This is a genomic window from Enterococcus sp. DIV1304_2, from assembly GCF_050555445.1.
Taxonomy (GTDB): domain Bacteria; phylum Bacillota; class Bacilli; order Lactobacillales; family Enterococcaceae; genus Enterococcus_B; species Enterococcus_B pernyi.
This window is the reverse complement of record NZ_CP187851.1, coordinates 1,118,795-1,134,412: the sequence shown is the minus strand read 5'-3', so window position 1 is coordinate 1,134,412 and position 15,618 is coordinate 1,118,795. Positions and strand designations below refer to the sequence as shown.

Annotated in this window: 12 protein-coding genes; 1 reads left to right on the top strand and 11 read right to left on the bottom strand. The window is 40.2% G+C overall.

Annotation, left to right across the window (positions count from 1 at the left end; all coding sequences use genetic code 11):
* Positions 1-186: 186 nt before the first annotated feature.
* From parC to IGJ14_RS05365, 3 genes are all read right to left on the bottom strand, one after another.
* Positions 187-2,637: a DNA topoisomerase IV subunit A gene (parC, locus tag IGJ14_RS05375; RefSeq protein ID WP_019724203.1), complete on the bottom strand. Its 2,451-nt coding sequence runs from the start codon at positions 2,635-2,637 to the stop codon at positions 187-189.
* A gap of 11 nt (positions 2,638-2,648) precedes the next feature.
* A complete protein-coding gene (gene parE / locus IGJ14_RS05370) occupies positions 2,649-4,694 on the bottom strand; it encodes a DNA topoisomerase IV subunit B (protein ID WP_065096566.1) in 2,046 nt (681 codons plus the stop codon).
* A 269-nt stretch (positions 4,695-4,963) separates the two neighbouring features.
* Entirely contained in the window at positions 4,964-5,389 is a 426-nt protein-coding gene (locus IGJ14_RS05365; RefSeq protein WP_010735735.1) for a CoA-binding protein, read from the bottom strand.
* Between the two features lie 97 nt (positions 5,390-5,486).
* On the opposite strand from IGJ14_RS05365, the gene plsY reads away from it, so the two are divergent.
* Positions 5,487-6,122: a glycerol-3-phosphate 1-O-acyltransferase PlsY gene (gene plsY / locus IGJ14_RS05360; RefSeq protein WP_195339326.1), complete on the top strand. Its 636-nt coding sequence runs from the start codon at positions 5,487-5,489 to the stop codon at positions 6,120-6,122.
* 137 nt (positions 6,123-6,259) lie between these two features.
* Here plsY and IGJ14_RS05355 read toward each other — a convergent pair whose 3' ends face one another.
* The 8 genes from IGJ14_RS05355 to dprA all read right to left on the bottom strand — a co-directional run bounded on the left by IGJ14_RS05355 (position 6,260) and on the right by dprA (position 15,575).
* Positions 6,260-7,135, bottom strand: coding sequence for an aldose 1-epimerase family protein (locus tag IGJ14_RS05355; protein ID WP_019723888.1), 876 nt, complete (start codon positions 7,133-7,135; stop codon positions 6,260-6,262).
* A 66-nt stretch (positions 7,136-7,201) separates the two neighbouring features.
* Positions 7,202-7,993, bottom strand: coding sequence for a GTP-sensing pleiotropic transcriptional regulator CodY (codY, locus tag IGJ14_RS05350; RefSeq protein WP_010735738.1), 792 nt, complete (start codon positions 7,991-7,993; stop codon positions 7,202-7,204).
* 15 nt (positions 7,994-8,008) lie between these two features.
* Positions 8,009-9,406: an ATP-dependent protease ATPase subunit HslU gene (gene hslU / locus IGJ14_RS05345; protein ID WP_010735739.1), complete on the bottom strand. Its 1,398-nt coding sequence runs from the start codon at positions 9,404-9,406 to the stop codon at positions 8,009-8,011.
* Positions 9,407-9,417: 11 nt separating this feature from the next.
* Positions 9,418-9,966 carry an HslVU peptidase proteolytic subunit gene (hslV, locus tag IGJ14_RS05340; RefSeq protein WP_010735740.1) on the bottom strand — a complete coding sequence of 183 codons (549 nt, stop codon included), beginning with the start codon at positions 9,964-9,966 and terminating at the stop codon, positions 9,418-9,420.
* A 24-nt stretch (positions 9,967-9,990) separates the two neighbouring features.
* Complete coding sequence (gene xerC / locus IGJ14_RS05335) at positions 9,991-10,887, bottom strand: tyrosine recombinase XerC (RefSeq protein WP_023519490.1); 897 nt, start codon at positions 10,885-10,887, stop codon at positions 9,991-9,993.
* Positions 10,888-11,164: 277 nt separating this feature from the next.
* Positions 11,165-12,490: an FADH(2)-oxidizing methylenetetrahydrofolate--tRNA-(uracil(54)-C(5))-methyltransferase TrmFO gene (gene trmFO, locus IGJ14_RS05330; RefSeq protein ID WP_430608373.1), complete on the bottom strand. Its 1,326-nt coding sequence runs from the start codon at positions 12,488-12,490 to the stop codon at positions 11,165-11,167.
* A 22-nt stretch (positions 12,491-12,512) separates the two neighbouring features.
* Entirely contained in the window at positions 12,513-14,591 is a 2,079-nt protein-coding gene (topA, locus tag IGJ14_RS05325; protein ID WP_019723732.1) for a type I DNA topoisomerase, read from the bottom strand.
* Positions 14,592-14,717: 126 nt separating this feature from the next.
* Entirely contained in the window at positions 14,718-15,575 is an 858-nt protein-coding gene (gene dprA, locus IGJ14_RS05320) for a DNA-processing protein DprA (protein WP_019723733.1), read from the bottom strand.
* Positions 15,576-15,618 lie beyond the last annotated feature (43 nt).

Below are 15,618 nucleotides of genomic sequence, written 5' to 3'. Positions count from 1 at the left end.
TTTTTTGTTAACAAATAAAGCGAATATAAAATAATAGTAGTTATTAAAGCTTATATATAGGCATTTATCTATTGTGAATCTATTCATATTTTGTTTGTGCAAGTCTTAATTTTATGTTAATAAATAAAAATAGCTGGCAACTGTAATAATACAGTTGCCAGCTATTCCATAAAAAAACTATAACAGTTATTCCTTGATATCCATCGTTGGAGAATCAATCACCATTTGTACTTCTCCGCCTTTTTTCTCATCTAAAACAAATGAACCGTTAGACGTACGATCACCAATTGGATAATCCGTCGGATCGATTGGTAATTCTTGTCCTTTTTGATTGATCAACGTCATCGTTTTGGCATGCCCCTCTGACATATAGATCACTCGATGTGGTTGTTTCTTCAATTCTCGCAATACACTCACACCTCGTTTGGCACGAGAAGTCTGACTGATTTCTTGTGCAAGCATTCGTTTTACTGCCCCACGCTGGCTGACGATAACGATAGGCGTATCTCCTTCTGCTAAGACAAGTAAACCATTAACGACATAATCTTCTTCTTTCAAATTGATCGATTTGACACCTGCAGCCTTCGTTCCAACAACTGGCACTTCAGTCAACGGATAGCGTAGGCCCATTCCTTGATGCGTAACAAGGAAAACATCACGATCTGTTTGTTCTTTTTCAAGATAGACAGCCACTAATTCATCTTCACTGGCTTTTAGCTTCATGCCACTCAATGGACGACTCTTATACGTACGCCATGGTTCAAAATCTGTCATCCGCGTCTGTTTGATCAAGCCGTTTTTACTGATAAATACAAATGTTTTTTCGGAATCGATTTTCTGATAGGGGAATACCGCTAAAATGGATTCATCAACAGCTAGATTCACTATCGTTTGTGAGATATGCTCACCGGCATCTTTCCATTTCAAATCTGGTAGTTCGTGAACTGGTCGATAGATCACATTGGCTTTATTGGTGACCAGTAACAAATGATCTAACGTATTCAGTTCCCCAGCATATAGAAGATAATCTCCTTCACGCATCCCGATTTCTTCTGGTTTTGATGCACTATAGGAACGAAGGCTTGTTCGTTTCACATAGCCTTCACGTGTGACACTGACAATGACATCCTCTTGCGCAACTAATACTTGTGTATCGATTTTGATTTCTTCGATTTCATCTTCGATCATCGTCAAGCGAGAAGAAGCATATTTCTTCTTGACTTCACGTAGTTCTTTTTTCATGACAGAAAATAATTCTTTATCGTTTGAAAGGATTTTATTTAATTCAGTGATCAGAGCAATCAATTCTTGCGATTCACGGCGTAGTTCGGTAATGTCTGTATTCGTCAAACGATAAAGCTGTAACGTAACGATGGCTTCAGCTTGTTCTTCTGTAAATTGGAACATTTGGACTAAATTGTGCTTCGCATCTTTTTTATCTTTACTCTCACGGATCGTTGCAATGACTTCATCTAAAATCGATAGAGCTTTCATCAGCCCTTCAACGATATGCTGTCTTCTTTGCGCTTTCTCCAAGTCAAACTGACTACGTTTGGTGATCACTTGTTTGCGGTGCTCGATGTAACTACTTAAAATATCCTTCAACCCTACTTGATGAGGGGTCATATGATCGATTGCCACCATATTGAAGTTGTAGTTGATCTGTAATTCGGTATTCTTGAATAAATAATTCAAGATTCCTTGAGCGTTAGCGTCTTTTTTCAATTCCACAACGATCTGTAGACCCGTACGATCACTTTCGTCACGAACTTCTGCGATCCCATCGATTTTCTTGTTCAAGCGTATCTCATCCATTTTTTTGACAAGAGTCGCTTTGTTCACTTCGTAAGGAATCTCAGTGATCACGATTTGTTGCTTGTTTCCTTTGATGGATTCGATCGCCGTTTTTGAGCGTAGGATCACTTTCCCACGACCAGTTTCATAAGCTTTCTTGATTTCATCTTTTCCTTGTAAAATGCCCCCAGTTGGAAAATCAGGACCTGGAATGAATTCCATCAATTTGTCTAAGCTGGCTTGTGGATGGTCGATCATATAGACCGTTCCATCAATAACTTCCGCAAGATTGTGCGTTGGTATCTCAGTAGCATAGCCCGCAGAGATACCGGTTGATCCATTGACTAATAGATTGGGGTATCTCGCTGGTAATACAGTCGGCTCTTTTTCAGTGTCATCAAAGTTCCACACAAGGTCGACCGTATTTTTTTCGATATCAGCAAGCATCTCACCACTCAATTTCGATAAGCGTGCTTCTGTATAACGCATTGCTGCTGGTGGGTCTCCGTCCATACTTCCGTTGTTTCCGTGCATTTCTACGAGTACTTCTCGTAGTTTCCAATCTTGGCTCATACGAACCATTGCATCATAGATACTGCTGTCACCATGAGGATGATAATTACCCATGATATTCCCGACGGATTTAGCTGATTTACGGAATCCTTTATCAAACGTATTGCCGTCTTTGTTCATCGCAAATAAAATACGACGTTGAACGGGTTTCAGACCATCACGGATATCCGGCAAAGCACGTTCTTGAATAATGTATTTCGAGTAACGTCCGAAGCGGTCACCCATCACTTCTTCTAACGTTAATTCTTGGATTTCTTGACGTTCTTCCATTAGGTGACCTCCTATTCTACCTCTACTGATTGTTCATTTTTGTTTTCTTCTGCGCGTTCTTCTTCTAATAGGTCATTAGAAACAGACGCGGAAGTCTCAGTTTCTTCTTTTTTGTCTAGAATACTACGTTCTTCTTCTAAGCTGAATTGGACATGGTTTTCGATCCATTTACGACGTGGTTCGACTTTATCCCCCATCAAGGTGGTTACGCGTCGCTCTGCTTGCGCAGCATCATCGATCCTCACCCGGATCAAGGTCCGAGAGGTTGGGTCCATCGTCGTTTCCCATAACTGCTCCGCATTCATCTCCCCAAGACCTTTGTACCGTTGCAACATATAGCCTTTACCGACAGTCTTAATGACTGCAGCTAATTCGTCATCGGTCCAAGCATACTCGACTACTTGTTTTTTCCCTTGGCCTTTAGATACTTTATATAGCGGCGGCAAAGCAATGTAAACTTTCCCTGCTTCGATCAATGGTTTCATATAGCGATAGAAAAATGTCAACAATAAGACTTGGATATGGGCACCATCGGTATCCGCATCGGTCATGATGATGATCTTGTCATAGTTGCAATCTTCAAGTGAAAATTCAGGGCCTACGCCGGCACCGATCGTATAGATCATCGTATTGATTTCTTCATTTTTTAAGATATCTTGCATTTTTGCTTTTTCGGTATTGATGACTTTTCCTCGAAGTGGCAATATCGCTTGGAATTTCCGATCTCTCCCTTGTTTGGCTGATCCACCGGCTGAATCTCCTTCGACAAGATACAATTCATTTTTCTTAGGGTTTCTCGATTGTGCAGGTGTTAATTTTCCAGAAAGTAATGATTCGCCCTTTTTACGTTTTTTCCCATTACGGCTTTCTTCTCTGGCTTTACGAGCGGCTTCCCTTGCTTCTCTCGCTTTGATTGCTTTACGGATCAGCATTTGGCTCATTTCGCTATTTTCTTGCAAGTAGAAGCCCATTTGTTCGCTCATGACATTATCAACGACGGAACGAGCAATCGGTGTACCTAGTTTTTCTTTCGTTTGTCCTTCAAATTGTAGCAAATGTTCAGGTACCCGGATCGACAAGACTGTCGCAAGTCCTTCACGGAAGTCAGTACCTTCTAGGTTCTTATCTCGTTCTTTCAACAAGCCTACTTTACGGGCATATTCATTGTAGGCTTTGGTCATTGCTGTTTTCATGCCGACTTCATGTGTCCCACCATCTTTTGTTCGCACGTTGTTAACAAACGACAGGACATTTTCAGAATAGCCATCATTATACTGATAGGCCACTTCTACTTCGATTCCTTCTTTTTCACCAGAGAAATAGACTACTGGCGTCAACGTATCTTTTTCTTCATTTAAATACGCAACGAATTCTTTGATTCCTTCTTCGTAATGAAAGACTTCTTGAACTGTTTCGTCACCTCTTAGATCTGTCAAAGTGATTTTTACACCTTTTAACAGAAATGCAGATTCTCTTAAACGTTCAGATAACGTATCATAGGAAAATTTCGTGGTTGAGAAAATACTATCATCTGGTAAGAAATGAACAGACGTCCCATTGGCTTTCTTCGTTTTGCCAATTTTTTTCAACGTTCCGTCTGGTTTTCCACCTTGTTTGAATGTTTGTTGGTATTCGATACCATCTCGGACGATCGTCACTGTTAGCCATTTAGATAAAGCATTGACAACACTGGCACCTACACCATGAAGTCCACCAGAAGTTTTATATCCTCCTTGGCCAAATTTACCGCCGGCATGTAGCACAGTGAAAATAACTTCGACCGTTGGGATACCTGAAGCATGCATGCCAACAGGCATACCACGTCCACTATCCGTAACAGTCACACTGTTATCCTCGTGAATCGTCACAGCGATTTCATTTCCGTAGCCTGATAAAGCTTCATCTACGGCATTATCAACGATTTCATAGACTAAATGATGCAAGCCTCGGCTATCAGTCGACCCGATATACATCCCTGGTCGTTTTCTTACTGCTTCTAATCCTTCAAGAACTTGGATCGAGGCATCATTGTATTCATTTTTAATTTTTTTTGCCAAGGCAAACGCTCCTTCAATAATACTTGCGATATAACCGCACCACGCTTATCATACTAGAAAAGTCCTCAAAAAAAAAGAGGGAAGGTCAGAATTACAAGAAACAACCAACTCTCCCGCTTTTTTCTTTCTTTTCTCTCAGCTTGTCAGTGGTAACGATCACTTACTCTTTTTTGATAACAGGTCAAACCATTTTTCATCACTTAGCTAAACCATTTGCCAGTAAAAGTGTCACTGACTATCAGGATATGTGCTTCTGTTATTCCTGTTTTTTATTGTTCCATTTTTGCTAATTCGATCTTGATGCAGCGATCCATGACGATATCATTTCTTCCAGCTGCTTGGAGCATTTCAGCAGCTTCTTCATTCTCAATGCCTAACTGTGCCCAGAAGACTTTCGCATCTGTTTTCAGAAAATCTACCGCTACTTCTGGTAAAAACTCACTACGGCGGAAAATATCCACGATATCAATAGGTTCATTGATATCTGTCAACTGTGCGACAACAGTTTCGCCTAACACTTCTTCCCCTGCTAATACAGGATTGACTGGAATGATACGATAGCCGTGTTCTTGTAGTAATTGTGCGATCTGATAACTTGTCCGTTCGGGCTTATTACTTAAACCAACGACCGCGATCGTTTTTGCTTCTTGAAGATAGCGAAAGATATTCGCTTGTTCTGGATTTTTAAATGACATGTGGATGACTCCTTTCGATCGTTCGATTTTTTCGATTGTTTGAAGCATTCTTTCATGCTAAAATATACATTAGTTTCAACTTGAAAGAGGTTAAAAAATGAAAATAATCTTATTGTTTATTGTAGCATATCTTTTGGGTTCCATTCCATCTGGAGTATGGGTTGGTAAAATCTTTTTTAAAAGAGACATCCGCGAACACGGTAGTGGAAATATGGGAACGACGAATACATTTCGTGTTCTAGGTAAAACCGCTGGAACAGTGGTATTATTCATGGACATCTTAAAGGGAACATTAGCTACTGCCTTACCTGTCATTTTCCATGTCACTTCTGTCAACCCGCTATGGTTTGGTGTCTGTGCGATCTTAGGACATACATTTCCGATCTTTGCTAAGTTCAAAGGTGGCAAAGCAGTGGCGACAAGTGCCGGTATGTTATTAGGCTTCAATCCACTGTTCTTTCTTTATTCATCAGCAATTTTCGTGATCAGTTTATACTGCACGAGCATGGTAAGCTTAACGAGCATGATCAGTGCGGTCTTGATCACTTTATCCACCATCTTCTTACCATACATTGCACCAGTGATCTTACCAGAACCAAATTTACTTTTGACGTTGATTGCTTGTGGTGTCTCCGCTTTTATTTTTTACCGTCATAAAGACAATATCAAGCGTATCAAAAATAAAACAGAAAGCCGAATCCCATTCGGTTTGAATAGTAGCAAAAAGAAATAATCTTTTTGATGAATGATAAAAAACAATGCCTTCTAAACAAATGACTGATCGATTGCTCAACCATTCGTTCATTTGTTCAGAAGGCATGTTTTGTTTCATCGAACTAGATCAAGAGAACACATGTAATCGACTTGTGTTTACTTGACAGTGATCGAATATTTCGTCTTGAATAATTCGTGAGCGCCTAATTGGTTGATTCCTGCTTTTTCGTTCAACTGCCCATTACTATCAACAGTATCTGCGATTCCAAACCACGGCTCGATACAAACAAATGGTGCTTCTTTAGGATAGGGCGACCATATCCCAACGTAAGGCATATCTTTGTAACTGAGGGTGACACTGTGACTAGACTTTTCACTCCGGATACTGTAAGCATTCAATCCCCTTGTTTCAAATACTAACGCATCCTGGTCAAACAGCTCCCGAAATAACGCAAGGTTGGTATTCGTTTGTCCAATCGTTTTTTGCTCCATGTCGATGAATGGTCCAGCTAATGGTAAACGCAAACGTGATTTTCTAGGAGAGAAAGCCAAATAAAAGTCTTCAAAAGTCAAACCTTCTTCTAATGGCACATTGAATGCTGGATGACCGCCAATCGAGAAATACATCTCTTCTTCCCCAATATTTTCAACTTGATAATGAACAGTGATCCCGTCTCCCCCTAATTCATAAACAAGTACCAATTCAAAATCAAACGGATAATTCTCTTTTGTTTCAGGGGTACTTTTCAGGACAAACTTCGCACGTTCTTGTTCGTGCTCCGCCACTTCAAAATCCATATCACGAGCAAAACCATGTTGACCCATTGAATACGTTTTTCCTTGGTACACATATTGATCGTTTTTCAAACGTCCAACAATAGGGAAAAGAACGGGGGCATGTCTTCCCCAATACTTAGGATCGCCTTGCCAAATATATTCTAGATCATGTTCTTTTGATTTCAAACTGATCAATTCTGCTCCATGTTCGGAAATTTCAGCAATCAGCTGATCATTTTGAATAATAACAGTCATCGTCATCCTCCATCTTTTCTCAGACACTCACTTCTTCGAGTAGCAAGCCTCTGAAAAATCTTCCTTTTAATAACTATGCTTCGTCAGCTCATCTTTAAAACGAGCATTCAATACTTTTAAATACGTGCCTTTCATTCCTAGAGAGCGGGATTCAATGATTCCAGCTGATTCTAGTTTACGTAAGGCATTTACGATGACCGAACGAGTAATACCAATCTTGTCCGCAATATTTGAGGCAGTCAATCGGCCTTCATTACCTTCTAAAGCATCAAAAATGGCTTGAACTGCTTTTAATTCACTGTATGACAACGTATTGATCGCCATTTGGACAGCGGTCGTACTACGAACGTCCGCTTCGATATCTCGTGATTTTTGATAAAGGATCTGCATCCCTACTACTGTCGCGCCGTATTCTGCTAAAACAAGGTCTTCATCGTTAAAGGCTTGTTCCATTCTTGCTAAAATGATCGTTCCTAAGCGTTCACCTGCGCCAAAGATCGGCACTACTGTCGTCAATCCAAAAGGATATTTTTCGCGACTTTCAAATGGAAATGCCGTCATATCGCTTGTGATCGGGATATTGGATTCTGTTTTCGTGATCATATCGACTGTTTCTGTGTAGGCATCAGGAAATTGTTTTTGCACAAACATTGTTTTCACACGATCATTGTTCACATCGTGCCGTTCATTATAACCAAGTAAAACCCCTTCACTGCCAATGATATACGTATTGCTGTCTAAAACAGCACCTAAAGTGACCGCCATTTTATCGTAAGGTAAATCCGCCTGCATATCAAACGTATTTTTTTGTTGCAATAATTTGTTTATCTTTCGAGTGTTCGTCAACAAATCCGTCATTTTTTTCCTCCGATTTTATAATATATAGCGACTTAGATCTTCATTTGCCGCAATTGATCCTAATTTATCATTGACATAGGCTTCTGTAATGGTAATTTCTCCCATTTGCATTTCTGGCGCTTCGAATAACAAGTCTTCCAACAATTTCTCTAATATCGTGTGTAAACGTCGTGCACCGATATTATCGGTATCACGATTCACATCATAAGCGATTTGGGCAATCCGTTCGATTGCTTCTTTAGTAAACGTGACAGTCACATTTTCAGTACCAATCAAGGCAATATATTGTTTGACTAACGCATTGTTTGGTTCAGTCAAGATCTTGACAAAGTCCTCAGCAGTTAAGTCATCTAACTCAACACGGATTGGGAAACGACCTTGTAATTCAGGAATCAAATCGCTTGGTTTTGATAAGTGGAACGCTCCTGAAGCGATAAATAAAATGTGGTCTGTTTGTAAGGTACCGTATTTCGTATTGACTTGTGAACCTTCAACGATCGGCAAGATATCTCTTTGGACACCTTCTCTTGATACTTCCCCAGATTGTTGCGATTTAGAAGTGATTTTATCGATTTCATCAATAAAAATGATCCCGCTTGATTCAGCCAATTTGATCGCTTCACTATGGATATCCGCATCATTGACTAATTTTGCTGATTCTTCTTTGATCAATAATTCTAAGGCTTCTTTGACGGTCACTGTTCGTTCGATTTTTTTCTTCGGCGTCAACGCACCAAGTGTTTCGTTCAAATCGATCCCCATTTGTTCCAGTCCATTGTTCATCATCGGTGCTGGTTTTTTTTGATCTTGGACTTCGATCGTCACTTCTCGGTTGTCAAGCAAGCCTTTTTGCAATTGCTCTAACACCGTGCGACGATTCACTCGAATCTCTTCTGTGACTTCTTCTTGTGTTTCTGCCGGTTGTTGCGAGGCATTGAACATATTCATCATTTGCTCAAACTGGTTGTTTGATTGTTTTTGTTCTTTTTTGATACCTGGTACAAGGATCTTCACTAATTGTTTTTCCGCATTTTTCTTGGCTTGTGGGCGAACACGAAGATACTGATCTTTTTCAACGATCTGGATCGCATTTTCGACAAGATCACGAACCATCGATTCTACGTCACGTCCCACGTAACCAACTTCAGTAAACTTCGTTGCTTCAACCTTAACAAAAGGTGCGTTGACGATTTTTGCCAGACGACGAGCGATCTCTGTTTTACCGACCCCAGTTGGCCCGATCATCAACATATTTTTAGGTGTGATATCTTGTTGCATCTTTTCATCTAATTGAAGACGTCGATAACGATTTCTAAGGGCAACTGCCACTGATTTTTTTGCTGCTTGTTGGCCAATGATATATTGATCTAATTCACTGACGATTTGTTTTGGTGTTTGTTTTAATTCATACATGTCATTCACCTCTATAATTCTTCTACAATAATGTTGTGATTTGTAAAGACGCAGATGTCTGCTGCAATATTCAACGCATTTTCAGCAATCTCTTTTGCACTCATCTCATTTTGTGCATAGTTTTTCATTGCTCGTGCGGCAGCTAACGCAAAGTTTCCACCAGAACCAATGGCTAAGATCCCATCATCCGGTGTAATCACTTCACCTGTACCAGAAACGAGTAACATTTCTTTGTCATTCATCACGATCAACATCGCTTCTAGCTTTTGCATCGACTGTTGTGTACGCCATTCTTGGGCTAATTCAACAGCTGCTCGTTGGAGATTTCCGTTGTATTCATTTAGCTTACCTTCAAATTTTTCTTCTAAAGTAAACGCGTCAGCAACGCTTCCTGCAAAGCCAACGACTACTTCATCGTTGTAAATGCGACGTACTTTTCTCGCACTGCCCTTCATCACGACAGATTCGCCCATCGTTACTTGGCCATCACCTGCCATCGCGAATTTCCCGTTTTTTTCAACTGCACAAATGGTTGTTGAATGAAACTGTGATTCTACCATAGATATTTCCTCCTAATAATGTGATCACGCTCGTGGATGGAAAGAGCGATAATTTTTTTGTAAGCTTTCTTTTGTGACATGCGCATAGATTTGAGTCGTTGATAAATTTGCATGACCTAAAAGTTCTTGCACTGTACGCATATCGGCACCATTATTCAATAAGTGCGTCGCAAAAGTATGACGTAACATGTGAGGATGGATATCACTATCCAAACTACTCTTTTTAATGATTTGATTTAATACATACTCGATCCCAGTAGGTGTGATTGGTTCTCCATGATGATTCACGAAGACATAGTCATGTGACTTATGGTATTTCGTCATTAAGACGCTGCGCCCTTTGGCAAAATACTCTTGCAAAGCATCTTGCGCAAATGAACCCAACGGCGCATAGCGTTCTTTATTTCCTTTTCCATGGATCAACATCACCTCTGAGCCAAAATCGATGGCAGACATCGTCAATTGGCTACATTCACTCAAACGGATACCTGATCCATATAGTACTTCTAATAATGCTCGATCTCTTAATGCTAAAGGACTATCCCCTGTCACACTTTCAAATAAGCTTTGCATCTCATTCTCATAAAAAAAACGAGGAAGTTTAACATTTTTTTTCTTCAAATGAACATATGAAAATGGATTTTCAGCGATTTTTTCTTCACGAAGAAGGTATTGATAAAATGAGCGTAAACTCGCAATTTTCCGACTCACCGAATTTCGACTGTACGACTTATCAGATAGATAACTTAGATAAACTCGTACATCCAAATAGCTGACTTTCAGTAGATCAGATTCTCCCGATTCCGCCAAGAATCGTTGAAAATCATTGATATCTTCTTCATAGGCAGATTTGGTTTTTTCTGAATACCCGCGCTCTATGATTAAATAACGCAAAAAATCTTCTTGTAAAGTTGGCTTCATTCTATTTACACCTACCTTTAGATCCCAAAATAAATTTAGCATAGCCCCGGAGAAAAAACAAACAAATTGTCAGAATTTAACTAATATTTCTAAGTTTGTTCACAATTCAATTCGTTTGCTTGACAATTAAGGGATGAGCTGTCCAGAATCAACATAAAAAAACCATAGTTATTATATAAATTGGCATGAGTTCAGTCAATAACCGAGAAATAAGCCGAAGTACTCAAAAATGGCAAACACCATCCTGAGACACTTCGACTTATTACATAACATCCATTTAACGAGAAGCAAATTCTTTATTCAAGACTTCTTGCTTCACTTTTTCATTGGCTGCTAAGGCACGTTGTGCAATTGCTTCATACCGAGATTTTTTATCACGGATTCGTTCAGGTAATTCTGGGAATAATCCGTAGTTTGCATTCATTGGTTGGAAATGTTTGCCTTCCGCATGTGTGATGTAGTAGGCCATACTTCCCATGGCTGTTTCTTGTGGCAACGTCACAGGTTCCAATTCTTTCGCTAAGCGAGCAGCGTTGATCCCTGCAAGCAAACCACTTGCCGCACTTTCAACATACCCCTCTACACCCGTCATTTGTCCTGCAAAAAATAGATCTTCGCGTTTAGTCGATTGATAAGTTGGCTTCAAGAGTTCTGGTGAATTCATGAAACTGTTGCGATGCATTACACCATAGCGGACAAATTCTGCATTTTCTAATCCTGGGATCATGCGGAACACGCGCTTTTGTTCGCCCCATTTTAAATGCGTCTGGAACCCAACGATATTATAAAGAGAAGCGGCTGCATTATCTTGTCTTAACTGGATGACTGCATAAGGTCTTTTTCCTGTTTTAGGTTCTTCTAGGCCGACTGGTTTCATTGGCCCGAATAGCATTGTCTTAAAGCCACGTTGCGCCATTACTTCGATTGGCATACAACCTTCAAAATATTTTTCTTTTTCAAAAGATTTCAATTCAGCAACTTCCGCATTGACCAAGGCTTCATGGAAAGCTTTAAATTCTTCTTCGGTCATCGGACAGTTTAAGTAAGCCGCCTCGCCTTTGTCATAACGTGATTTTAAATACACCTTGTCCATATCGATCGTGGATTTGTCGACGATCGGTGCCGCAGCATCGTAGAAATAGAAACCGTCTGAGCCATTGAATGCTTTGATGCTTTCTGCTAAAGGATGAGAAGTCAGAGGTCCTGTCGCTATCACCGTGATTCCTTCTGGTATCTCAGTGATTTCTTCATTCACCACTGTGACTAAAGGATGCTCTTTGACCTTACGAGTGATGGTTTCAGAAAATGAATCGCGGTCCACTGCTAAGGCACCGCCTGCAGGTACAGCTGTTTCATCTGCTGAATGGATGATCACTGAATCTAAGCGACGCATTTCTTCTTTCAATAAACCAACTGCGTTCGCAAGACTATTCCCTCTAAGAGAATTGGAACAGACTAATTCAGCAAAATTATCTGTATGATGCGCTTCTGTCTTCTTAACTGGTCTCATTTCATATAACTTTACAGGTACACCCGCTTGAGCGATTTGCCAGGCTGCTTCGCTTCCAGCTAGACCTGCACCTACTACATTGACGATTTTCAACTAAAAACCTCTTCTCATTTCTTTATTTTTGAACATCTTCTTCGTAATCGCCATTCGTACAAACCACTTGTTTGCCGCCTTTGACTTTTTTCTCGACCAAATAATGGTCACATTTCGGACAATTTCTGCCGATTGGTTTTTCCCAAGAGGTGAATTCACATTCTGGGAAACGAGAGCAGCCATAGAATAGACGATTTTTCTTAGATTTACGTTCGATGACTTGTCCTTCATGACACACGGGACAAGTGACGCCGATTTCCTTGACGATTGGTTTGGTATTTCGGCAATCTGGAAAATTACTACATGCATAGAATTTACCATACTTCCCTAATTTTATCACCATCGGATGCCCACACAAATCACAATCAAAACCAGCTGGTTCATCTTTGATCTGGATTTTCTCGATTTTTTCTTCGGCATTCGATAATTCTTTTTCAAATGGTTTATAAAAACGATCGACGACTTCGATCCATTCTTCTTTTCCTTCTTCGACTTTATCCAAGTCATCTTCCATTTCAGCTGTAAAATGGATATCTACGATTTGTGGGAAGAACTCACAGATCAACGAATTGACGATCTCACCTAATTCGGTTGGTTCAAAACGTTTTTGTGTCAACTTCACATAATATCGTCGTTGGATCGTATCTAACGTTGGCGCATAAGTCGAGGGACGACCTACCCCGTTTTCTTCCAATGCACGGATCAATGTCGCTTCACTATAACGTGCAGGCGGTTGTGTGAAATGTTGTTTCGGTTCGATATCGACAGATTGCACCGTATCGCCTTCTGCTAACTCTGGCAAAATGTTTTCTTTGTCTTCTTTCCCATCATCGCGGCCTTCAACATACACTTGCATGAACCCTTTGAATTTGATTTTTGAACCATTCGCAATGAACCTTACATCATTTTGTTCCAACGTGACTTTCATCGTATCCAATACAGCTGGTGTCATTTGACTTGCAACAAATCGTGACCAAATCAATGTATATAATTTCAATTGGTCTTTATCCAAGTATTGTTTCAACTCATCTGGTGTACGTAATGCACTGGTTGGACGCACTGCTTCATGGGCATCTTGTGCCCCTTTAGAGTTCGTTGCTTTACGTTCCGAATGACTGGAGAATTCTTTTCCGTATGTTTCTTCGATGAACGTTGCGACTTCGGCTTTAGCAGTATCGGCGATCCGTGTAGAATCGGTACGCATATACGTGATCAACCCGATCGTGCCTTGTTTGCCAAGTGAGATTCCTTCATACAACTGCTGCGCCACCATCATGGTTTTACGTGTTCTGAAATTCAATTTACGAGCGGCTTCTTGTTGCAAACTACTTGTCGTGAATGGGTTCGCAGGATTTCGCTTGCGTTCTTTCTTTTCGACTTTTGTTACTGCAAACTCTTTACCAGTGATCCGGTCAGTCACTTCTTTGACAGTTTCGGCATCGGACAATTTTTTCTTTTTGCCATCGACTCCCCAAAAGTTTGCTTTGAACTTCTTACGTTCTTTCTTAAAGTTTCCGTCAATACTCCAATACTCTTCCGGCGTAAAATCACGGATCTCTTTTTCGCGTTCAATGATGATCTTCAATGCGATCGACTGGACTCGACCAGCACTCAAGCCTTTCTTTACTTTACGCCATAAGATCGGACTAATCGAATAACCAACGATACGGTCAAGCGTTCGACGTGCTTGTTGCGCATCGACAAGATCCACATCGATCGTACGTGGCTCTTTAAATGCCGCTTTGACTGCATCCTTGGTGATTTCATTGAAGACAACACGATTCTTATCGTTGAGATCCAAACCTAATAAATAAGCCAAATGCCAAGCAATTGCTTCCCCTTCTCTATCCGGGTCACTTGCGAGGTAAACTTTTTGCGCTTTTTTTGCTGCTGCTTTTAGACTTTTGATGACATCGCCTTTTCCTCGAATCGAGATATAATGCGGTTCATAATTATTTTCAAAATCGATCCCCATCTTACTTTTAGGTAAGTCACGAATATGTCCTACACTAGCCATTACTTTATAATTACGGCCAAGATATTTTTCAATCGTCTTGGCTTTTGCAGGTGATTCTACGATCACTAAATATTTATATGCCATTCCTGAATGGACTCCTTTCCATTTTCGGGTTCCTACTATATATATGTTACAAGGACTTTTACAAATCGTAGCTTATCATATCCATTCAGAAATCGTTTGTCAAGGAAAGCAATAATAAATCAATCGTTATGATTCCAATTCATTAAGGATATCTTGTCCTGAAAAGGTACATATCGCTCCATCTTGGATCAATTGGTGACAACCAGTGGATTGACCTGTCAAAATATTCCCAGGGACAGAAAAAATCGGACGTCCAATCTCTAAGCCTTGCTCTGCTGTGATCAATGAGCCGCTTTTTGCTTTTGCTTCAATCACACAGATTCCACTTGATAAAGCGGCAATCAGACGATTTCTCATAGGAAAATGAAATTTTTGTGGACCAACATCTGGTAAAAACTCACTTAATAAAAGATGATCTCTAGCAATCCCTCGTTGCAACTGCTGATTTTCTTTCGGATAACTATGATTAATCCCCGTACCGATCACTGCAATCGTTCTGCCTGAACAGCGGATCGCTACTTGATGCGCATAAGTGTCTACGCCTTTCGCACAGCCACTAACAACTAGATAGTCTTGGTCAATCACAGGAGTGATCACTCGCTCTACGATTTTTCGCGCATAACCAGATGTTTGTCTACCACCAACGACAGCGATCATTTTTCGTTTCATCAGCGAAAGATCCCCTCGATAAAATAATAAGATCGGAGGATTTGCTAAATGAAGCAATTGTGAAGGGTAGATCGGATCAAGAAAAGTTATGTATGGATTCTCTCCTATTCTATTCCGCCAAGTATAGTTGATCTGGCTCCAATAGTCATAAAAAATTGCTCTAGAGCGATTGAAGTGCGAAACTGCCAACATATCATCAACCGACAACCATTCTTTCTTTTCACTTAATAGATGACGGATCACACGCCATTTTTGCTCTCCGCTCAGTCCTTTGACCAATGCCAACTTTGTAATAAATTCATTGTATATAACCATAAAGCGCCACCTTTTCTAATCTTTTTTATAAGATACGTGAAAA